The following is a 20,428-nucleotide window of genomic DNA, read 5'->3' on the forward strand; positions in this document are numbered from 1 at the left end:
TGCGGGTTGGCCGAGGCGCCGGCAGCGCATTGCGCATTGCCGGTCATGACGATCACCCGTTTTCGAAATTCACCTGCCCAAGCCTCACCACGATTTCCCAAGACTACGATTCGATATCGACACGCAGTGTCGAGACGGTTTTGGCCTTGATCGAACGGGGCGAGCGCGCGCAAAGCCGTGAGGCTGCGCTATTTTCTGGTACGCTTGTCTTGCGAGGCTCCGCTTAAGTTATTGTCGTGATTGTATTAATATAATATTTTACGCGCGTAAAATCTTTATTGACGGCGCGTATGTTTCTCGACTAGCTTCTCTCCATCATCCAACCTTGGGAGGACTTCGGGATGTCTATGAAGAACGCGTTTTACGGCGCGACAGCGCTAACACTTGTGACAGCGGGCGGCGCGTTTGCCGATGCGCATGCAACAGAGCTGACAATCGCAATTGTGAACAACGGCCACATGATCAACATGCAAACCGTTGCAGAAGCTTACACAGAAGCCACCGGCGTCACCCTGAATTGGGTTTCACTGGAAGAAGGCGTTCTGCGCGAGCAGGTCACCTCTGACACAGCAACCGGTGGTGGTCAGTACGACATCATCAACATCGGCATGCAAGAGGCCCCCATCTGGGGCGCAGCAGGCTGGATCGAGCCACTTGAGTTTGGCGCAGATTATGACGTTGACGACATGCTGCCAGCAATGCGCAACGGTCTGTCCGCGGACGGCGTTCTGTATGCTGCACCATTCTATGGTGAATCTTCCATGGTGATGTATCGCAAAGACCTGGCCGATGCCGCTGGCGTTTCCATCGTTGACAATGACAGCTGGGACAACGTGAAAGCAGCAGCCGCTGCAATGCACGACCCAGACAACGGCGTTTACGGTGCATGTCTTCGTGGCAAGCCGGGTTGGGGCGACAACATGGCGTTCGTCACGACTGTTGTGAACTCGTTTGGCGGTGCATGGTTTGATGCAGACATGAAGCCAACCTTGGATACCGACGAGTGGAAAGCTGCGATCGAATTTTACGTTGATATGCTGGGTTCATACGGGCCTCCGGGTTCCGAAGGCAACTCGTTCAACGAGATCCTCGCTTTGTATAACGAAGGCAAATGTGGCATGTGGATTGATGCTACAATCGCGGCTTCTTTCCTCGAAGTCGACGGTGTCGCATATGCACAATCGCCAAACGCTGGGAACCCAGTTGGCGCGAACTGGTTGTGGGCTTGGGCGATGGCTGTGCCAACAGGCACGGACAAGACAGATGAAGCAAAAGCATTCATCGAATGGGCCACATCCAAAGCCTATATAGAAGCTGTCGGCAACCACCCAGACTTTGGTTGGGGTTCCGTTCCAACAGGGACACGTACATCCACATATGCGATCCCCGAGTTCCAAGCTGCGGCAGCATTTGCAGACGCCGAATTGGCAGCGATCAACTCCGCGGCACCAGAAGCAACAGACATCAAGCCATATGTTGGCGTGCAGTTTGCCGCGATCCCTGAGTTTCCCGAAGTGGGTTCAGCAGTTGCACAAGAAATCGCAGCCGCCCTGTCAGGTGCAAAAACTGTAGACGAGGCACTTGCAGCGTCCCAATCTGCGGCTGACGCCATCATGCAAGAAGCTGGGTATTACTAAGCCCTTCCTCCGGTTCAGGCCCGCGTCATTTCGCGGGCCTGATACCCTCGACTTTATCGAGGTAAAATCGCATTGCCTGTGCAATGCTACCCCCGATCACAATCCGTCCAGTCATGCCAAACGATACATAATTTCGCAGCTTCGCGTCATCTAGAGAGAATTGAGCCGTGGCCAACCGCACCATTCCCCGCCTGCTCCAGACCCCAGCCATCGTGTTATTGTTGTTCTGGATGCTTGTTCCGTTGAGCATGACCCTGTTCTTTTCGTTTATCCGCTATGTGCTCGCGAGCACCAATCGTCCTGAGTGGACCTCGCCGTCGATCAGTAACTGGCGTGGATTTGGCAATTACCAATATGTCTGGAACCAAGATTCGTTTTGGCTGGCAATCCAGAATTCCCTACTGATCGTTTGCTCGATCCTGTTTTTGACTGTGATCCTTGGGGTGGCGATTGCAATCTTGATCAACCGCACATTTCCGGGGCGTGGGATTGTCCGTGTCCTGTTGATATCGCCCTTCTTTGTGATGCCTGCGGTAAATGCCGTTTTATGGATCAATATGTTGCTCGACCCTGTTTTGGGGTTGCAGGGGGCTGCCGTTGCGGGTGCAAACGATCTTGTCGCACTCCTGCGCGATGCGCCTGTCGTCGGCAGTTTCTTTTCGCTCTGGCCGCAATTCGAGCCTATTTCATTCCGTGCGACGCAAACCTCTGCCTATGCGGTGATCATGATGGTCACATGGCAATGGACGCCGTTTGCGGTGCTGATTTTGATGACATCCCTACAATCCGAGGACCAGCAACAAAAAGAGGCTGCCATTTTAGATGGGGCCAGCCGTTGGTCACAATTCCGGTTTCTGACCCTGCCGCATTTAGCTCGCCCGATTGCGATTGTGGTGATGATCCAGGCGATTTTCCATCTGTCGCTTTATGCAGAAATCGAGATCGTCAGCCGCGGCAACGGGAACAAAAACCTGCCCTATTACATTGGTGAGTTGGTCAACAACAACATTGGTGCCGCCTCTGCAACGGGCATCTTTGCCGTCATTCTTGCGAATATTGTTGCCATCTTCCTGCTTCGGATGCTTGGCAAGACCTTGATGGAATAAGGACAAAACCAATGGCCATCGTCGCACAACATACAAAGTTTTCCAAAGTCGCCTGGCCTGTTTTGGCTTGGGCTGTGGGGTTGCTGTTTTTCTTCCCGATTTTCTTTATGGTGATGACCAGCTTCAAGACGGATGCGGATGCGGTCAAACCCGAATTCCTGTTCCGCTTTACGCCGACCTTGGAAAACTACACCAATATGACGAATAATTATGACTATTGGCGCTTTGCGACCAATTCAGTCATCACCTCGGTTACGGCGACCTTGTTCACGCTGTTCGTGGCCGTGCCTTGCGCCTATGCAATGGCCTTTAACCCGTCACGCGGCACCAAGGATATCTTGATGTGGATGCTGTCTACCAAGATGCTTCCTGCGGCTGCGGTCCTTTACCCGATGATCTTTATGGCCAAATCGCTGGGCATCTATGACACAAAATTTCTGATCGTCATGGTGCTCAGTCTGATTAACCTGCCCATCGCGGTCTGGATGCTGTTCACATACTTCAAGGACATCCCCAAGGATATCATCGAAGCAGGCCAGATGGACGGGCTGAACACCTGGGGTGAGGTGCGCGAAATACTGATCCCGCTGGCGTGGGGCGGCATCGCATCAACCGCTTTGCTGGTGTTTATCTTTTGCTGGAACGAGGCCTACTGGACCGTGCGCCTGACCACGATTGACGCGGCCACATTGTCTAAGCTCATTGAAGGCAACCGCGCGCCAGAGGGGCTATTTTTCGGCCGCCTGTCCGCTGTCTCCACCGCCGCTGTCGGCCCGATCGTGGTGCTGGGCTGGTTCTGCCAAAAACAACTTGTCCAAGGCTTGACCTTTGGCGCTGTGAAATAGGAAATCCGATGGGACGTATTGTACTTCAAAAAGTCAGCAAGAAATTTGGCGAAATAGAAGTCATTCCGCCGCTAGACCTGACGATTGAAGATGGCGAATTTGCTGTCTTCGTTGGCCCTTCGGGCTGTGGGAAATCCACATTGCTACGCTTGATTGCAGGGCTCGAGGATAACACATCGGGCGACATCATCATTGATGGCAACACCGTCACCCAAGTACCCCCGTCCAAACGGGGGCTGGCGATGGTGTTTCAGTCCTATGCGCTTTACCCGCATATGACCGTACGCAAAAATATCGGCTTTCCGCTGCGGATGGAAAAGATGGATCAGGCCGAAATTGACGCCAAGGTGAATACTGCGGCGACATCGCTGAACCTCACAGATTATCTGGACCGCAAACCCGGGCAGCTTTCGGGGGGACAACGACAGCGTGTCGCGATTGGCCGTGCGATTGTGCGCGAACCTTTGGCATTCCTGTTCGATGAACCGCTGTCGAACCTTGATGCGGCCTTACGTGTGGGCATGCGGATGGAAATCCTTGAACTGCACAACAAACTCAAGACCACCATGATCTATGTGACCCACGATCAGGTTGAAGCCATGACCATGGCCGATAAAATCGTCGTGCTGCAGGCCGGTGTGATCGAACAGGTCGGCTCTCCTCTCGAACTGTACCGCGCGCCGCGTAACCTGTTTGTCGCCGGTTTTATCGGATCGCCCAAAATGAACCTGATCACCGGACCACTCGCCGCCAAATATGGCGCCACGACAATCGGGATCCGTCCCGAACATATCGATGTCGTGGCATCAGGCGGAACATGGGAGGGCACAGTCAGCGTTTCTGAGCATCTGGGGTCTGACACGTTTTTGCACGTGAAGGTCGCAGGGTTTGAACAGGTGCTGACTGTGCGCTCTATCGGGGACATTGCCGTCAAACATGGGGACAAAGTATCGCTGTCACCGCGCCTGGGTGAATTGCACAAATTTGGCGCAGACGGATTGCGGATAGGATGACACGTCTACTGGGAAAAACAGCCCTGATCACAGGGGGCGCACGCGGGATTGGCCGCGCATTTGCACAAGCCTATCTGCAAAACGGTGCTCGTGTCGCAATTGCCGATATTGACCGAGACCTTTGCCAAGCAACGGCGACAGCATTAGGTGATCAGGTCCTCGCTGTGCATATGGACGTGTCCGATCCAGCCAGCATCACACAGGCTGTCGATCAAACCATCGCGGCCTTTGGGCAGATCGATATTTTGATCAACAATGCAGCTGTGTTTTCTGCCGCCCCTATCGTCGAGATCTCTCCCGAGGATTATGCCCGTGTGTTCGACATCAATGTCAAAGGCACGCTGTTCACCCTTCAGGCGGTCGCGCGGCATATGATCGACGCAGGGATCAAGGGCAAAATCATCAATATGGCCTCTCAAGCGGGCCGTCGCGGCGAACCCTTGGTCGCGGTTTATTGTGCATCCAAGGCCGCGGTGATCAGCCTGACGCAAAGTGCCGGATTGAACCTGATCAGACATGGAATAAACGTGAATGCCATCGCACCCGGGGTCGTGGACGGCGCACATTGGGACGGTGTGGATGCGTTTTTCGCAAAATACGAAAACAAACCTGCTGGGCAGAAAAAGGCCGAGGTCGGTGCCGCCGTCCCTTATGGCCGCATGGCGACCCCCACTGATTTGACAGGCATGGCGTTGTTTTTGGCAACCAGTGATGCCGATTACATTGTGGCCCAAACCTATAACGTCGACGGTGGGAATTGGATGAGCTGATGAAAGATCACATGCACAAAAACAGCCCGATGAAACTTAACGCTGCCAATCTCGACGCATTTCCCGAAACGATTTTGCGCCCGCGCTATGACAGGGCCGCCCTGCGTGCGGGGATGGTACATATCGGGGTGGGTAATTTTCATCGCGGGCATCAGGCATGGTATCTGCACCGCCTGATGCAACAAGGGCTGGCGCATGACTGGGCCATTATTGGTGCAGGCGTGCGCGCCACAGATGCGACCATGCGGGATAAATTATTGGCGCAGGATTGCTTGACCACTTTGATCGAACTGTCGACCAATAGTTCAGGCGCAGAGATCATCGGATCGATGATCGATTTCTTGCCCGTCGAAGATGGCAATGCCGCGCTGATCGCGCAATTGGCGCAAGCTGATATCCGGATCGTGTCATTGACCGTGACCGAAGGGGGGTATTTCATCCATCCTGCGACCAAAGGATTTGACGCGGCCCACCCTGATATCGTGCATGATGCCGCCAACCCAACCACGCCGCGCACTGCATTTGGCGCCATTGTCGCGGCCTTGAAGCTGCGCAAAGAAATGGGCCTTGGCGCCTTTACCGCGCTGAGTTGCGACAACCTTGTGAGCAATGGCGATATCCTGCGCCAGACGGTCGTCTCATTGGCCCACCTGTCCGATCCGGCATTGGCAGATTGGATCGACAACACCTGCAGCTTCCCGAATTCGATGGTCGATTGCATCGTGCCTGCTACGGGCCAGAATGAACTGGCCTTGGCCAAAGGTTTTGGTGTTGATGACGCAGCCCCCGTCACCCACGAGGATTTTCGCCAATGGGTGATCGAGGATCATTTTTGCGCAGGCCGCCCCGATTGGGACAAGGTCGGCGCACAATTCACCAATGATGTGCATGCCTTTGAGGCGATGAAAATTCGCATTCTCAACGGTGGCCATCAGGTTATTTCGGTGCCCGCCCAGGTGCTTGGCATCGACACGATTTCGGGCTGCATGGAACACGATCTGCTCGGTCCGCTGTTTTTGAAAATCGCCCACGAGGAAATAGCGCCTCATGTGGATGCGGTGCCCGATATGACACCTTCGGCCTATGTGAAGCTGATCCAGCGCCGCTGTGCGAACCCAATGATTGTAGACACCACGCGGCGTGTCGCCTTTGATGGATCATCACGTCATCCGGGGTTTGTTCTGCCCTCTATCCGTGATGGTTTGGCGGCTGGTACGTCAATTGATGGGCTTGCCTTGATCGAAGCCGCTTGGGCGCGGATGTGCGCCGGAACACGCGGAGATGGAGCTGTTATTGCGCCAAATGATCCTTTCTGGGCTGATCTCAATGTGATCGCTTTGCGCGCAAAAGATGACCCTGCTGCATGGCTGTCGATGACACATATTTATGGTGATTTGGCGGAAAACGCGCGCTTTGTGGCAGCCTTCAAGACCGCATTACGTAGGATTTGGGCCGAGGGCATGTCCGCTGCGATCCAAAACTATTTGAGCCGGTAAATCTGTACCACAGCGGAAAATCCGACCAAGACATTGCAAAATCACCCTCGGCATCTTGGGGTTTCGCGTTGCTTTGCGCAGGCGCAGCGAAAGTCTCCTTCACCCTTTACAGTCATCTGTGCTGTTTGCAGCATCGGTCACCCTGAGTTCATCCGGGTCTCCCGCTGCGCTGTCCGCCAAGGTCTGCTTCGGCTCAAAACTCATGACGTCTGAGTTCGAAAATCGGGACCGCTTTCTGGACCACTTCCGGTCCGAAGGTAGTCGCTAAGCCTCTATAACTGCATGACAATTAGAGATGGACCACATCCTCTCCTGGGCACCAAAAATACCAAACACTATCTGTACAAATTGAACACTTACTCGCGGGGTGGGTCAGGTGTTGTGCATCGGCTTTCACAATTCGGATCGCGATAGAGTTTGTGTTTTCTCGCATTGCCAGCTTTGAAGGTCAGACCTGAACTAACAACTCAGAACGTGGCCCGCAGCCGCCAACTGCCGCATCGTGGCTGTGGTTGTGGCGCACTGGTATCGATCCGGGACATCTGCAGGATTTTCAAGTCTCGAAGGGCGTATGAAGCTGGGCGTAGATCATGGTCTGCCGCGACCCGCGGTCAGGATCGTCAGCCGAGATCGCAGTCATATTCTGAAGACTGGAAACGACAGCCACCGTGCCAAGGCCAGCCTAGAAACAGCAAAACAGAAGCAGAAGGACACGCGGAACATCGCAATCGGGTGAGCAAATTCTGACTGTCAATCAACACGGGGTGTTTTGAACGCAGCAGGATGCTGCTGCGGCGTTTGAGATACGCATATCTGCATGTGTCGCGCTGTAATTGCGTTTGTGCCCACGACGCATGAACATCAAAACCATCTGGCCCCGCAATGATCTGCGGGGCCAGATAGATTTGTCATTCCGCCGTCAGCAGCGGTGGCTTGTTGCTGCCGGTGATGCGGCCTTGCTGTGGGGCCTCAAACGTCAGGTCCAGTTCGCCATTTTTGACTCCAACCTTGACGATGCCGCCTTTGACCAGGGTACCGAACAGCAATTCCTCGGCCAGAGGTTTCTTGATGTGTTCCTGGATCACACGACCCAGCGGTCGCGCGCCCATATTCGCATCATAACCCTTGTCGGCCAGCCATTCGGCGGCGGCTTGCGTCAGTTCGATATGCACGTTGCGGTCGATCAGCTGCGCTTCGAGCTGCAGCACGAATTTTTCCACGACCTGCATGATCACCTCTTTCGGCAAAGCGCCAAAGCTGATGATCGCATCCAGGCGGTTGCGGAATTCCGGCGTGAAAATCCGTTCGATAGCGGCAGTGTCTTCGCCTGTCCGGGCCTCGCGGCCGAAACCAAGCGCGTTCTTGGACATTTCAGCAGCACCGGCATTCGATGTCATGATCAGGATCACATTGCGGAAATCCGTGGTGCGACCGTTATGGTCGGTCAGCTTGCCATGGTCCATCACCTGCAACAGGATGTTATAGACATCCGGATGCGCCTTTTCCATTTCGTCCAACAACAGCACGCAATGCGGGTTCTGGTCGACACCATCGGTCAGCATGCCACCCTGATCAAACCCGACATAGCCCGGAGGCGCACCGATCAGCCGCGAGACCGCATGCTTTTCCATGTACTCGGACATGTCAAAGCGCAGCAATTCTACACCCAGCGTATCGGCCAGTTGCTTTGCCACCTCGGTCTTGCCGACGCCAGTCGGACCCGCGAACAGGTAGTTGCCAATCGGCTTTTCGGGCTCACGCAGACCGGCACGGGCCAGCTTGATCGCCGATGACAAGGCTTCGATCGCCCTGTCCTGCCCAAACACAACCCGTTTGAGGCTTTTTTCTAGGTCTTTCAGCACTTCGGCATCATCTTTGGACACGTTTTTGGCCGGGATTCGGGCGATTTTCGCCACGACAGCCTCGATCTCTTTGGTGCCGATGGTCTTGCGCCGTTTGCTTTCGGCAACCAGATGCTGGGCTGCGCCTGCCTCGTCGATGACGTCAATCGCCTTGTCGGGCAATTTGCGGTCGTTGATATAGCGCGCGGACAGTTCTACGGCGGTCTTGATCGCCTCGGCTGTATATTTGATGTGGTGATGTTCTTCGAAATAGGGTTTCAGCCCCATCAATATCTTGATCGAATCCGGCACCGAAGGTTCGTTCACGTCGATTTTCTGGAACCGACGCGCCAAGGCGCGGTCTTTTTCGAAATGCTGGCGGAATTCCTTATAGGTCGTCGACCCCATGCAGCGCAGTTTACCACCCTGCAAGGCGGGTTTCAGCAGGTTGGAAGCGTCCATCGCACCACCCGATGTGGCACCAGCCCCGATCACAGTGTGGATTTCGTCGATGAACAGGACCGCATCCTTGTGATTTTCCATTTCGGTCATCACAGCCTTGAGCCGTTCTTCGAAATCACCGCGATAGCGCGTACCGGCTAGCAATGCCCCCATATCCAGCGAATATATCGTCGCACCGGCCAGAACATCCGGCACGTCTTTGTTGACGATCTTGTATGCCAGACCTTCGGCAATCGCCGTTTTGCCCACGCCCGGATCACCCACCAGCAGCGGGTTGTTCTTGCGGCGGCGGCAAAGGACCTGAATGCAGCGTTCAACCTCATGCGCACGGCCGATCAGGGGATCAACATCGCCCTTTTTCGACTTGGCGTTCAGATCGACGCAATATTTCGCCAGCGCGCTTTCTTTTTCGGGGTCTGCACCGGTGGTTTGTTCAGTCTCATCGGCAGCACCTGTCACAGGACGGGTTTCGCCAAAAGCGGGGTCTTTGGCGACGCCATGCGCAATGAAATTCACCGCGTCATAGCGGGTCATGTCCTGTTCCTGCAAAAAGTAAGCAGCATTGCTTTCGCGTTCGGCAAAGATCGCGACCAGCACATTGGCGCCTGTCACCTCTGACCGGCCCGACGATTGCACATGGATCGCCGCACGCTGGATCACGCGCTGGAACGCAGCCGTTGGCACGGCTTCGGACCCTTCGACATCGGTGACCAGCGTGGACAGGTCATCGTCGATGAAATCTTCCAGATCCTTGCGCAGGTCGTCGAGATCGACCGAACAAGCGCGCATGACGCGCGCAGCGTCCGGTTCGTCGATCAGGGCCAGCAGCAAATGTTCCAGCGTGGCCAATTCGTGCTTGCGTTCGTTGGCCAGCGCCAGCGCACCGTGGATCGACTGCTCGAGTGTCGTTGAAAATGATGGCACGTCTGTGCTCCTTCACATCGGGGTCGGCCAGCATGCGCTGGTCCCACCTTGGCCTCTACCTCTTAAAGTTTGGTTTTATTTCCCAACCTTCAAGGACTTTTTTTTATTCTGCGCTTCACAAATAATGTGAAGATCGAAACAACGCCCGGTTTTCGTCACGCACCGGTCTGTTCGTGGTTAAAATCTGTCCTTGCTTGCGCGGATCTGCGCAAACACATCTACGTCCGGCTGGTTCTGCATGCCCAGATGCGCCTTGAGACCCGCATCATCGGCGCGCAGAAACGGGTTGGTGCGCCGCTCTTCGTCAAGCCCGGATGGCACTGTCGGCCTGCCTGCCGCACGCGCCGTTTCAATTGTCTTGATACGTAACCTAAGGTCTGCATTGTCGGGGTCAAGGGACACAGCAAAGCGTGCGTTCGATTCTGTGTATTCATGCCCTGAACAGACCATGGTTTGCTGGGGCAGCGCCCGCAATTTCAGCAGGCTTTCCCACATCTGCGCAGGCGTACCTTCGAACAGCCGCCCGCAGCCCAGCGCCATCAGGCTGTCGCCGGTAAAGACCAACCCGGCATCCGGCATGTGAAAGGCGATATGCCCGATTGTATGTCCCGGCACGTCGATCACATGGGTGGCCTGCCCGCAGATATGCAGCAGATCACCTTCTGCAACCGCCAGATCCAGCGGCGGCAGACGGTGCGCATCTGCCCGCGCACCGATCACCCTTGCGTCGCCACGCAGGCTTTGCAGCCCGCCGACATGGTCGTCGTGGTGATGCGTCAGTAGGATATCAGTCAGCTGCCAGCCCCGCTGCGCAAGCACAGCCTTGATCGGCGATGCCTCTGGCGCGTCGATCAGGACGGTTTGCTCGGTCACGGCATTGTGCAGCACAAAGGCATAATTGTCGCGCAGACAGGGCACGGTGACCAGTTCGACAGGGGATGCTGTGTTTGTCATGGCAAACCGTCCTTTCCTTGGTATTGTTTGCAAAGTGTCGTCCAAGGAGGTCTGAACCGCAATGCACCTTGATGTGCTGGACCTGCGAAACTTCTATTATCGCAGCGCGCTGGGACGCGCGGCGCAACAGGTGATCCGTAACGAGCTTGTCACGCTCTGGCCCGAGGCAAAGGGACAGGTCGTGGCGGGGTTCGGTTTTGCCGTGCCGTTGCTTCGCCCCTATCTCAAAGACGCGCGCCGCGTGATCGGGCTGATGCCGGGTCCACAGGGCGTGATGCCTTGGCCGCCCGAAGGCCGCAATGTCAGTATCTTATGCGAAGACACGCTCTGGCCAATCGAGACGGGGCATATCGACAAGCTGGTCGTGATGCATGGCCTGGAAACATCCGAACACCCCACTGCCCTGCTGGATGAAATGTGGCGCGTGCTGGGACCGGGCGGGCGCGCCGTGGTCGTGGTGCCAAACCGCGCGGGCCTATGGTCGCGGACGGACAAGACCCCCTTTGGCTATGGCCGCCCCTATTCGCTGACCCAGCTTGATGCGCAATTGCGCAAGCACCGGTTTGTCACCGAACGGACCCTATCTACCCTGTTTCAGCCACCGTCGCGTAGCCGGTTCTGGCGCAGGTCGGCAGCCATGTTCGAACGGGTTGGTCCCAAAATACCGGTGATCGCGGCAGGGGGTGTGCTGATGGTCGAGGTCACCAAACAATCCGCCGCCCCGACGCGGCCCGGGTTGAAAGAGGCAGTGCGCCGCCCCCTTAAGGCGCTGGAAGGGATCACCGCACCGCAGCCCAAACCGGAATCTGCGCGCACGTCAGACTAGTTTGATATTTGCCTGTCCGCGCCAAAGGCCCTAAGCGGACAGCATGACACAAACATTCGAGATTTTTCTGACCGCAACACCCGGATTCGAACCCGCTCTGCTGGCCGAGGCGCAGGCAGCGGGCTTTGTCGGTGAGCGGACCCAAGGCGGCGTCACCATGACCGGCGGCTGGCCCGATGTCTGGCGCGCCAATCTAGTCCTGCGGGGGGCGACCCGCGTGCTGGTGCGGATCGGCAGTTTCATGGCGTTCCATCTGGCACAGCTGGACAAACGCGCGCATAAATTCCCGTGGGTGGATGTGCTGCGCACCGATATCCCTCTGCGGGTCGAGGTCACGACCAACCGCAAGTCCAAGATCTATCACGCCGGTGCCGCCACCCAGCGGATCGAGACCGCGCTGAAAGCCAATGGCTATCAGATCAGCGCCGAGGCGGAACTGGTCCTGAAACTGCGGATCGATGATAACCGCGTGACGATCAGCGTCGATACATCCGGCGAAAGCCTGCATAAACGCGGCCACAAGCAAGGCGTGGGCAAAGCGCCCATGCGCGAAACACTGGCGTCGCTGTTTCTGCGCGACTGTGGTTATCACGGGACCGAACCAGTGCTGGACCCAATGTGCGGGTCTGGCACTTTCGTGATCGAGGCCGCGGAGATCGCAGCAGGGCTATACCCAGGGCGCAGCCGCAGCTTTACGTTTGAACAGCTTGCCAGTTTCGATCCCGTCGCATGGGACGCGATGCGCCAGCACAGCCCGACACCGACCGACCTGCGCTTTTACGGTAGCGACCGTGACGCGGGAGCGATCCGCATGAGCCGTGAGAACGCCGACCGCGCGGGTGTGATGGGCCTGACCACATTCGACACGCTGCCCGTCGATGCGCTGACGCGGCCTGACGGGCCACCCGGTCTGGTGATCTGCAACCCGCCTTATGGCGACAGGATTGGTAATCCAAAACTGCTGTTTGGGCTTTATGCATCGCTTGGGCAGACGCTCAAGGCGCAGTTTTCAGGTTGGCGCGTGGGCATCGTGACCAGTGATGCAGCCCTCGCCAATGCGACCGGCCTGCCGTTCAAACCCAAAGGCGCGCCCGTGCCGCATGGCGGGCTGAAGGTATGGCTGTTCCAGACCGGGAAACTGTGAGGATCGCACCATGACCCTGTTCGCTGGCCTGTCCGCCTTTCCGATCACACCCGCGACGCCGGACGGGCAGATCATCGCAGATGACCTTGCGCGCATGTTGCTGCGGCTGAAGGCCGCGCGCGTGGATTCCGTGGGTCTATTGGGCAGCACCGGCACCTACGCCTATCTGGACCGCGCAGCGCGGCAAGAGGCGGTCAGCATTGCTGCTGAAACACTCGCGGGCGATGTGCCGCTGATCGTCAGTGTGGGTGCCTTGCGCACCGATGCCGCCGTGGCACTTGCGCAGGATGCGGCCAAGGGTGGCGCGGATGGCCTGCTGATGGCGCCTGTGTCCTACACGGCGCTGACGCAGGAAGAAGCCTATCAGCATTACCTTGCTGTCGCGGGAGCGACTGGCCTGCCGCTGAGCATCTACAACAACCCCGGCACGACACATTTCACATTCAGCATCGACCTGCTGGTCCGGCTTGCCGCGATCCCGACGATCACGGCGGTCAAGATGCCTCTGCCTGCGCAAGGTACGCTGGCGGATGATCTTGCCGCGCTGAGGAACTATCTGCCTGCGGATTTCGTCATCGGCTACAGCGGTGACTGGGGCTGCGCCGAGGCGCTGCTATCCGGCGCGCAGACGTGGTACAGCGTGGTGGCGGGCATCCTGCCGGAACCGGCCTTGCGGTTGACGCAAGCGGCACTGGCGGGGGACGCAGCGCGCACGGCAGAGCTGAACGCCACATTCACCCCGCTTTGGGCGCTGTTTCGGGCGCATGGCGGGCTGCGCGTGGCCTATGGCATCGCGCATCTGCTGGGGCTGACGAAAGCCCTGCCGCCACGGCCGATCCTGCCGATGCCAGACAGCGCGATGCCGGACCTGCGCGCCGCGCTGGACATCGCGCTGGCCTGACCGTGGATCAGACCGGCGGCATGACGCTTTTGCGGCCGATGCCGGTGTAATAGCTGAACCCTGCGGCCACGGCATCATCGCAATGATAGACATTGCGCAGATCGGCCATGCGCGGTTCGGCCATACTGCCTGCCAGGCGGGCAAGGTCGAGCGTGCGAAAGTCGTCCCACTCGGTCAGGATCACCACCAGATCAGCGCCTTGCACGGCGGTATAGGCATCGTCATGCCAAGTGACACCGGGCAATAAGTCTTCGGCCTCGCGGAACGCCTGCGGGTCTACGACGCGCACATCGGCCCCCTGCCCGACAAGCGCTGGCACGATTGTCAGCGAAGGTGCATCGCGCATGTCATCGGTGCCGGGCTTGAAGGTCAGACCCAGCACCGCAATCGACTTTTTGCGAACATGGCCGTCGCAAAGGTCGATGATCTTGTCGATCATGACGCGCTTGACCTCTTCATTAACCTTGATGACGGTTTCGACAATTTGCAGCGGGGCTGCATGGTCCTGCCCGATCCGCGCCAAGGCGCGGGTATCCTTGGGAAAACACGACCCGCCATAGCCGGGGCCGGCCTGCAGGAATTTGGGGCCGATCCGCTGGTCAAACCCCATGCCATTGGCGACCGCTTTGACATCGGCGCCGGTTCTTTCGCACAAAAGCGCCATTTCGTTGATGAAGGTCACCTTGGTCGCCAGAAACGCATTGGCCGCGTATTTGACCATTTCGGCGGTTTCCAGATCGGCGACCAGCATCGGAAAGCCACGGTCGGTCAGTGGACGATAGATCGCCTGCATGACAGCGGCGGCGCGGTCGGTCTGCACCCCGACGACAACACGGTCTGGATGCATGAAATCATCAATCGCCGCACCTTCGCGCAGGAATTCGGGGTTCGATACCACGTCGAAATCCTGCGCGGGATTGGTAGCGCGCATGAGCTCTGCCACCTTGCGGCTGGTGCCGACCGGCACGGTCGATTTGGTCACGATTACCACATGGTCGGTCAGCACCTCCGCCAGTTCCTGCACGGCAGAAAACACATAGCTGAGATCGGCATGACCATCACCGCGCCGGCTGGGCGTGCCTACGGCGATGAACACCACCTGCACCCCGTCGATCGCAGCGCGCAGGTCGCTGGTAAATGACAGCCGTCCTGCGGCCATGTTACGGGCAAGCAGGGCGTCCAGACCCGGCTCAAAGATCGGGGTCTTGCCGTCGCGCAGCAAGGCAAGCTTGGCCTCGTCCTTGTCGATGCAGACGATCTCGTGGCCGAAATCCGCAAGGCAGACCCCAGACACCAGCCCGACATATCCGGTACCGATCATGGCTATCTTCATCGCAATCGCGCCTTTCGTGACGATGTCGCAGCAGTATCTGATCTTTTCTTATTGCGGTGTGGGGCGCAGGTCCAGTGACCAATACCCGCAATAGTTGTTTTCTGCAGCCGCAGAAATTGGCCTTGCAAGCGCCCTGCGCTGGCTGGCCCGTGCCAATGTATGAAAAGCTGCCAAAAAGTGTCCCAGCGGGACCACCGCGATATCCAGATGGACCTGGTGGTGGGTCAGCCAGCAGATGCCGACAGCGGCGTTAGGTCGACAAGATGCGCAGATGACAACGGCTCAATTACCGAATTTATCGCCGATCCCGTCCATCACGCCGCGCATCCGCTCGCCACTGGTGCAATCGGCTGTCATGGTCATTTGCGGTTTGATGCGTTGTTTTTCGCCGCTGAAGGTCACGTCGTCAAAACGACTGGCCAGCACGATCTGCAGGTAGGTGCCTTGTGCACCCTCGATCTGTGCCCTGCCGTTGGAAAATGGAATGCTGCGGCCCGTATCCGTATTGCGCACAGCAAAGCTGCTGTTGGCAAGCGGGCATTGGTTGATCAATCGCACCTCGGCGCGGATCACAGCGCCATCGCCGGTGTGCAGCGCATCTTGGACGATGGGAAGCACAAGCTTGACCAGCCCAAGGGCCACCACGGCGGCAAGGATCATCAAGACAATGGAACGTCGGGTCATGGCTGTGGTCCAATCACAACAGGCCCGGAGTAACCCGGGCCTGTGTTTCGCATTGTGGTGCGCTTAGCCTTGCAGCAGGCTCAGCACGCTTTGCTTGGAGGCATTGGCCTGCGCCAGCATCGCGGTAGAGGCTTGCTGCAGGATCTGCGACTTCGCAAGGCTGGTCGATTCTGCCGCAAAGTCAGCGTCTTCGATACGGCCACGGCCACCTTCGAGGTTGATCACAACGTTGGTCAGGTTGCTGACGGTGTTATCAAGGCGATTGGAGACTGCACCAAGGTTTGCACGTTGTGTGTTAACTCTTGTCAACGCTGTATCGATATTCGCAATAGCTGTCGCGGCATCGCTTGCTGATGCGATTGAAACTGAGCCGTCCCGCGAAAGCGTGAACTTGTCAGCATTCACTCCGGTCCCGACAGACACTGTAAGCCCCTTAATTCCTTGATCTTTTATCGCTTGGGCAATTTGTGCTGCGACGCCAATGTTTGTATCACCGAACCCGTCACCAGATGCAACAGTTCCGGTAACAGTTGTGCCATCAATATCAATCGAAAACGTTGAACCGACACCAGCACCAGCAACTGTGAACGTACCTGCGTTTTCGGTAATGCTTGCCGCGCCTATTGTTGAAGCAGCGGCAACCCCAGTGAACGCAGCGGCCGCACGTGTAATTGTTACGACACCTGCAGCGGAGGTAGCTGTCAGCCCGGGTACGCCGTCTGCGTTAATTTGCGCGACTAGATTGGAAGCAAAGCCATCATCGTCGAGTGTGAACCCGGCAGCATCAGTAACAGTGTAGGTCTTTCCATCAACATCAACTGTAAAACTATCCCCAGTAGCAACCAAACCACTAAACGTAAGCTCACCAGCGCCAGTTTTTGTTAAAGTGCCAGTAGATCCACCAGCTTTAGTATCGAGGACGTTCGATACCGAAGGACCCGCTTGAGCAATTGTCAAAGTGCCGCTGCCATTATCAGCTACCGTTATACCATAGAGAGCACGTTGCGCTGCCGTTGCACCAGTTGTCACTGTCGTAAGCGCAGCTTCGATCTCGTCTTTCAGTTGTGTAGCGATACCGTTTTTATCGTCTGCATATTGGTCTGTCGAGTCAGCATCAACGGACAGCGCGACACCGTTGATTGTCACAGAATAAGTATCAGTAGCCTGAAATCCACCGCCAACAACCAAGGTCCCGCCAGTGCCACTTGCAGTGGGGGTCAGGGTACCTGCAGCAGTTGAACCAGTCAATGTTGCACTGACGGTTGGGGTGGATGAAGTGCCTCCCACTCCAAGTGCTGCCGCTGAAATTGCTTTGATATTTACCGCGATTGTATCACCAGCCCCAGTACCACTTCCGATGTGCAAGCTAAGCACCTTTGCATCAGTGTGAGTGGTAGATAGGCTAGCAGGATTGGGTGTTGCACCATCCAACAAGTTTTGACCAGCCCAAGCAGTGGCGCCGGCAATTCGATTGATTTCCGATGTCAGCGCAGTCATTTCAGCTTGTAGGTTTGTACGATCGGTTGCGTCATTGGTGTCGTTTGACGACTGAACAGCTAGTTCGCGCATACGCTGCAGGATGTTTACAACTTCTTTGTGCGCACCTTCGGCCGTATTGATCAGTGCCTGACCGTCCTGAGCGTTGCGGATCGCCTGGTTGGTGCCGCGGATTTCCGATGTCAGCCGCGATGCAATGGCCACGCCAGCTGCGTCATCTTTGGCAGAGTTGATGCGCTTGCCGGTCGACAAACGCTCCATCGAGGTTTCCATGTCCTTGTTGACGCTGGTCGCGGAAGCCGCGGCCATCAAGGCGCCGGTATTTGTTGCAATTGCGAGTGCCATCACATCTCTCCTATTATGTCATTAAGAGAACACAGTCTAAATCCGCGTTCTCAACCAACTGAAGCATGCTGTCGCTATCAACCGGCCTATGAGTGGTAACGGCTTGGATGCCGCAAGCTTTAGCCCCGCAAGGCAACATTCTTTGCCAAGGCCGATTGCTGTAAAGCGGTGAGCCTATTAGGGTTGGACGTGAACCGCTGAAAGGTGCGCATTGCCATGACATTCCTATCCCGACTGCCTATTTGCTTTTGTCGGATCGCGACTGCCAGCTTTTGCGCGATGCTATTGGTCGCCGGAACGGGCCTGGCCGCCCAAGGGTCAGATGCCAGCCCCGATCCTTTTGACGCTGCCGTTGACGCCGTGAAAGCCGAAGATTTCGGTCTTGCAAATGATCTGTTCCTTGCCTTGGCCGAACAGGACGATCACGACGCGCAATTCAATCTGGCGATTTTGCTGGAGGCCGGAAAAGGCACGCCGCAGAATTACACCCTTGCGCTGGAATGGGCATGGCTGGCCCAGCTTGGCGGTGTCGAGCGCGCAAAGGAATTGGCTGACCGGCTGGCTGAAAAACTGCTGCCCGCCACGAAAGATGCAATCGCGGAACGCATCAAAAGCCACCTGCAAGACCGACTGTCGCGGGGTAATTCCGCAGCCATCATGCAATTTGTCGCGTTCAACCAAACGATATTGACGCGACCCGATCTGGAAACCGCCTATATCTGGACGCTGATCGGTGCGGCGTTGAATATCGAGCAAGCCGTCCAAACCCGCAATGATATCGAGGCCACGTTAGAGACGCGCGTTGTACTGGCGGCTCAGGAAACGGCACGCGGGATGTTTGTGGATCAGGACATGGCGTCGTTGTTCGCCGGTGACGGCGTTGCATCACGATAGCTGACCGATATGGCGAATGCCTCGTCCTCGGTCAGGTCATATTGCTGCGCGGCCTCTTCGAGACTGCGGCCCGCTTGGCGCGCTGCGATGAACGCCACGATATTGGATGCCGATTTTGCCTGCGGTCCGTGGTTTGCTGCCACCCGCTGCGTCAGTTGCGCAACATCAGGTGTATCGACCTGCGTTACGGTGACTTCTGGGCTATTTGTAGGCGGCACCGACTGAACGATCTGTTTCAGCGATGATTTGATATCCGACAAATCGCGTTGATCCCGCATCACACGGATCAAAAGCCAACCGACCAAAAGTAAATTCAGGGCCAGCAACCAGTTTGTAATGCTTTGGCCAGAGACCAAGCTTGCGTAATCCTGAAGTGTCAAAAAAGTTTTCCTGAATAGTCAATATTTTGACGTTTGCGAACCCGTATTGCCAGCATGGCCCAGTCCGCGCAATTCAGCACATTTTTCGGCGTAAAGAAACTCTTGAGTCAATTTCTGATACAAGTTTGCCAAATCATCGGATGTATTCGGCCCAAGGGGTCCCAATTTCGACATTTCGGCCAGCACATTTTCAGATGCTGCAATATAGTCTTTGTCCGACGCGCGGCACGCTTTCAGTCGGTCAAGCGCCGCATCCAGCTGTTGTGTCGCGACGCCGGTCTCTGACATTAGGTCATGGATTCGAATGAATCAGCCAGACCCTGCGCGATCTTGTCGTAATCGACAGGATATTCATTCGCTTGGATCGACGCCCGGATACGTTCCACAGCTTCGATATCAACCGGTACCGGCATGCTCTGCATCGACGCCAAAACCTCTGCAGCGGCGGAATTGATCTCGACCGCGGGTCGGGACGACGCCGATACCGGATTAACCGGCGCAGCGACACCAAGTCCTGCCGTATCGCCACTGCTTGCGGGCGAAATGTTGACTCTTGGAACCGCGTTCACCTCTGGCATTTTCGCGGAAGTGACCGTGCCAGTCAGATTTTGTGTTGCATCAACCATTTTGCATTCTCCTGTCGAAGATAGGTAACGACTGTTCAGGGCGCCATTTTAGAGATGACCTGAACTTTTCTTTCCTGAGAGATCCGTCCGATCACTTCGCTGCCGCTGCTCAGGTTTCTTAGTCGTATGTTATCTCCAATTTGGCCCGGTTCCAAGGCGATGCCGGGACTTTCTATTTCTATACCGCCGTTCACGATCTGCAAAGTGACAATATCGTCAGCATTTATAGCCCAATCGCGCTGCAGATGGCGCGGACTGACCGGCACGCGAGGCGTCAAAGATTGCGACAAAACCCTGCCGACAACATCCTCGATCGTAATGTAGACATTATTGACTGACAACGGATCGATTGGTCGGATTTCCAGATCGTCCAATTGTATCCGGTCACCGCTGCGCAGCGGCCGGCGCAGAAAAACTGCTTGTGTCACCTGTCCCTCGGTGACTTTCGGGACTTGAGGAAGTGCGCCTTGGACCTGCGCACGCAATGCAATGCTCCATTCCACTGGCGACGGGCAGCGCACAGTCACACTGCGCCAGCCATTGAAGGCTTGCTCCACCTCCAACGGCGCATCACAGGCATAGAATTGTTTTTCGGCCATGACATTCGGTGCTGCGATTTCGCCAACGCTGGCCAGCCGTTCAATGATTGCCTGCTGGACTTCTTGACCCGTGACAATCCGTGTTGCCGCCTGATCCTGCGCGAAAAGCGCGAAAGGCCAGAACAGCATGATGGAAAGCCAGCGCATCATA

At 56.6% G+C, this 20,428-nt stretch carries 20 protein-coding genes; 11 read left to right on the forward strand and 9 right to left on the reverse strand.

Translation table 11 applies throughout. The features are described from left to right. The 7 genes from SKA53_RS15270 to SKA53_RS10760 form a co-directional block, all read left to right on the forward strand. Positions 1-227, forward strand: a 227-nt coding sequence (locus tag SKA53_RS15270; protein ID WP_007206160.1) for a substrate-binding domain-containing protein, incomplete at its 5' end; no start/stop codon positions are given. 120 nt (positions 228-347) lie between these two features. Further along, on the forward strand, positions 348-1,637 hold the full coding sequence (locus tag SKA53_RS10735; protein WP_007206161.1) for an ABC transporter substrate-binding protein: 1,290 nt from the start codon (positions 348-350) through the stop codon (positions 1,635-1,637). A gap of 248 nt (positions 1,638-1,885) precedes the next feature. Then, on the forward strand, positions 1,886-2,743 hold the full coding sequence (locus SKA53_RS10740) for a carbohydrate ABC transporter permease (protein ID WP_007206163.1): 858 nt from the start codon (positions 1,886-1,888) through the stop codon (positions 2,741-2,743). Positions 2,744-2,754: 11 nt separating this feature from the next. After that, positions 2,755-3,588: a carbohydrate ABC transporter permease gene (locus SKA53_RS10745; protein ID WP_007206164.1), complete on the forward strand. Its 834-nt coding sequence runs from the start codon at positions 2,755-2,757 to the stop codon at positions 3,586-3,588. An 8-nt stretch (positions 3,589-3,596) separates the two neighbouring features. Then, the gene (locus tag SKA53_RS10750) at positions 3,597-4,601 is read left to right on the forward strand and encodes an ABC transporter ATP-binding protein (RefSeq protein ID WP_007206165.1); all 1,005 of its coding nucleotides are present in this window, start codon (positions 3,597-3,599) and stop codon (positions 4,599-4,601) included. Further along, entirely contained in the window at positions 4,598-5,371 is a 774-nt protein-coding gene (locus tag SKA53_RS10755) for an L-iditol 2-dehydrogenase (protein WP_007206166.1), read from the forward strand. Before SKA53_RS10750 ends, SKA53_RS10755 begins: the two co-directional genes overlap by 4 nt. Next, the gene (locus SKA53_RS10760) at positions 5,371-6,867 is read left to right on the forward strand and encodes a mannitol dehydrogenase family protein (protein ID WP_007206167.1); all 1,497 of its coding nucleotides are present in this window, start codon (positions 5,371-5,373) and stop codon (positions 6,865-6,867) included. Before SKA53_RS10755 ends, SKA53_RS10760 begins: the two co-directional genes overlap by 1 nt. A 908-nt stretch (positions 6,868-7,775) precedes the next feature. Here the strand turns inward: SKA53_RS10760 and clpA are convergent. Continuing rightward, positions 7,776-10,094, reverse strand: a complete 2,319-nt coding sequence (gene clpA / locus SKA53_RS10765; RefSeq protein WP_007206169.1) for an ATP-dependent Clp protease ATP-binding subunit ClpA — start codon at positions 10,092-10,094, stop codon at positions 7,776-7,778. Between the two features lie 177 nt (positions 10,095-10,271). After that, positions 10,272-11,048: a hydroxyacylglutathione hydrolase gene (gene gloB / locus SKA53_RS10770; protein ID WP_007206170.1), complete on the reverse strand. Its 777-nt coding sequence runs from the start codon at positions 11,046-11,048 to the stop codon at positions 10,272-10,274. 61 nt (positions 11,049-11,109) lie between these two features. Between gloB and SKA53_RS10775 the strand changes: the two genes are divergently transcribed. The 3 genes from SKA53_RS10775 to SKA53_RS10785 are packed head-to-tail and all read left to right on the forward strand — an operon-like array spanning position 11,110 to position 13,919. Next, positions 11,110-11,874, forward strand: a complete 765-nt coding sequence (locus tag SKA53_RS10775; protein WP_007206171.1) for a class I SAM-dependent methyltransferase — start codon at positions 11,110-11,112, stop codon at positions 11,872-11,874. Between the two features lie 43 nt (positions 11,875-11,917). Beyond that, positions 11,918-13,018: a THUMP domain-containing class I SAM-dependent RNA methyltransferase gene (locus SKA53_RS10780; RefSeq protein WP_007206172.1), complete on the forward strand. Its 1,101-nt coding sequence runs from the start codon at positions 11,918-11,920 to the stop codon at positions 13,016-13,018. Between the two features lie 10 nt (positions 13,019-13,028). After that, positions 13,029-13,919, forward strand: coding sequence for a dihydrodipicolinate synthase family protein (locus SKA53_RS10785; protein ID WP_007206173.1), 891 nt, complete (start codon positions 13,029-13,031; stop codon positions 13,917-13,919). Between the two features lie 7 nt (positions 13,920-13,926). Here the strand turns inward: SKA53_RS10785 and SKA53_RS10790 are convergent, their stop codons facing one another. The 3 genes from SKA53_RS10790 to SKA53_RS15750 form a co-directional block, all read right to left on the reverse strand. Next, complete coding sequence (locus SKA53_RS10790) at positions 13,927-15,252, reverse strand: UDP-glucose dehydrogenase family protein (protein ID WP_040482934.1); 1,326 nt, start codon at positions 15,250-15,252, stop codon at positions 13,927-13,929. 282 nt (positions 15,253-15,534) lie between these two features. Continuing rightward, positions 15,535-15,936, reverse strand: coding sequence for a hypothetical protein (locus SKA53_RS10795; RefSeq protein WP_131494594.1), 402 nt, complete (start codon positions 15,934-15,936; stop codon positions 15,535-15,537). A gap of 63 nt (positions 15,937-15,999) precedes the next feature. Continuing rightward, the gene (locus tag SKA53_RS15750) at positions 16,000-17,778 is read right to left on the reverse strand and encodes a flagellin (protein WP_007206177.1); all 1,779 of its coding nucleotides are present in this window, start codon (positions 17,776-17,778) and stop codon (positions 16,000-16,002) included. A 279-nt stretch (positions 17,779-18,057) separates the two neighbouring features. Between SKA53_RS15750 and SKA53_RS10805 the strand changes: the two genes are divergently transcribed. Then, complete coding sequence (locus SKA53_RS10805; RefSeq protein ID WP_007206178.1) at positions 18,058-18,672, forward strand: SEL1-like repeat protein; 615 nt, start codon at positions 18,058-18,060, stop codon at positions 18,670-18,672. On the opposite strand, the gene SKA53_RS10810 is transcribed toward SKA53_RS10805, so the two are convergent. The 4 genes from SKA53_RS10810 to flgA form a co-directional block, all read right to left on the reverse strand. Continuing rightward, positions 18,624-18,950, reverse strand: a complete 327-nt coding sequence (locus SKA53_RS10810) for a hypothetical protein (RefSeq protein ID WP_165474496.1) — start codon at positions 18,948-18,950, stop codon at positions 18,624-18,626. The two genes, SKA53_RS10805 and SKA53_RS10810, sit on opposite strands and share 49 nt — an antisense overlap. 120 nt (positions 18,951-19,070) lie before the next feature. Continuing rightward, positions 19,071-19,340 (reverse strand): hypothetical protein, encoded by a 270-nt coding sequence (locus SKA53_RS10815; RefSeq protein ID WP_007206180.1) that lies wholly within the window; start codon positions 19,338-19,340, stop codon positions 19,071-19,073. Further along, entirely contained in the window at positions 19,340-19,678 is a 339-nt protein-coding gene (locus tag SKA53_RS10820) for a flagellar biosynthesis anti-sigma factor FlgM (RefSeq protein ID WP_007206181.1), read from the reverse strand. The genes SKA53_RS10815 and SKA53_RS10820 overlap by 1 nt, the downstream gene beginning before the upstream one ends. Before the next feature lie 35 nt (positions 19,679-19,713). Next, entirely contained in the window at positions 19,714-20,427 is a 714-nt protein-coding gene (gene flgA / locus SKA53_RS10825; protein WP_007206182.1) for a flagellar basal body P-ring formation chaperone FlgA, read from the reverse strand. Between the last annotated feature and the right edge of the window lies 1 nt (position 20,428).

The sequence above is a fragment of the Yoonia vestfoldensis SKA53 genome (assembly GCF_000152785.1).
Classification (GTDB): domain Bacteria; phylum Pseudomonadota; class Alphaproteobacteria; order Rhodobacterales; family Rhodobacteraceae; genus Yoonia; species Yoonia vestfoldensis_A.

Bases quoted from the DNA above. Each gene is read 5' to 3' on its own strand.
- SKA53_RS10735 (WP_007206161.1), top strand. From the start codon at position 348: ATGAAGAACGCGTTTTACGGCGCGACAGCGCTAACACTTGTGACAGCG.
- SKA53_RS10740 (WP_007206163.1), top strand. From the start codon at position 1,886: ATGACCCTGTTCTTTTCGTTTATCCGCTATGTGCTCGCGAGCACCAAT.
- SKA53_RS10745 (WP_007206164.1), top strand. From the start codon at position 2,755: ATGGCCATCGTCGCACAACATACAAAGTTTTCCAAAGTCGCCTGGCCT.
- SKA53_RS10750 (WP_007206165.1), top strand. From the start codon at position 3,597: ATGGGACGTATTGTACTTCAAAAAGTCAGCAAGAAATTTGGCGAAATA.
- SKA53_RS10755 (WP_007206166.1), top strand. From the start codon at position 4,598: ATGACACGTCTACTGGGAAAAACAGCCCTGATCACAGGGGGCGCACGC.
- SKA53_RS10760 (WP_007206167.1), top strand. From the start codon at position 5,371: ATGAAAGATCACATGCACAAAAACAGCCCGATGAAACTTAACGCTGCC.
- gloB (WP_007206170.1), bottom strand. From the start codon at position 11,048: ATGACAAACACAGCATCCCCTGTCGAACTGGTCACCGTGCCCTGTCTG.
- SKA53_RS10775 (WP_007206171.1), top strand. From the start codon at position 11,110: ATGCACCTTGATGTGCTGGACCTGCGAAACTTCTATTATCGCAGCGCG.
- SKA53_RS10780 (WP_007206172.1), top strand. From the start codon at position 11,918: ATGACACAAACATTCGAGATTTTTCTGACCGCAACACCCGGATTCGAA.
- SKA53_RS10785 (WP_007206173.1), top strand. From the start codon at position 13,029: ATGACCCTGTTCGCTGGCCTGTCCGCCTTTCCGATCACACCCGCGACG.
- SKA53_RS10790 (WP_040482934.1), bottom strand. From the start codon at position 15,252: ATGAAGATAGCCATGATCGGTACCGGATATGTCGGGCTGGTGTCTGGG.
- SKA53_RS10795 (WP_131494594.1), bottom strand. From the start codon at position 15,936: ATGACCCGACGTTCCATTGTCTTGATGATCCTTGCCGCCGTGGTGGCC.
- SKA53_RS15750 (WP_007206177.1), bottom strand. From the start codon at position 17,778: ATGGCACTCGCAATTGCAACAAATACCGGCGCCTTGATGGCCGCGGCT.
- SKA53_RS10805 (WP_007206178.1), top strand. From the start codon at position 18,058: ATGCTATTGGTCGCCGGAACGGGCCTGGCCGCCCAAGGGTCAGATGCC.
- SKA53_RS10810 (WP_165474496.1), bottom strand. From the start codon at position 18,950: ATGCGGGATCAACGCGATTTGTCGGATATCAAATCATCGCTGAAACAG.
- SKA53_RS10815 (WP_007206180.1), bottom strand. From the start codon at position 19,340: ATGTCAGAGACCGGCGTCGCGACACAACAGCTGGATGCGGCGCTTGAC.
- SKA53_RS10820 (WP_007206181.1), bottom strand. From the start codon at position 19,678: ATGGTTGATGCAACACAAAATCTGACTGGCACGGTCACTTCCGCGAAA.
- flgA (WP_007206182.1), bottom strand. From the start codon at position 20,427: ATGATGCGCTGGCTTTCCATCATGCTGTTCTGGCCTTTCGCGCTTTTC.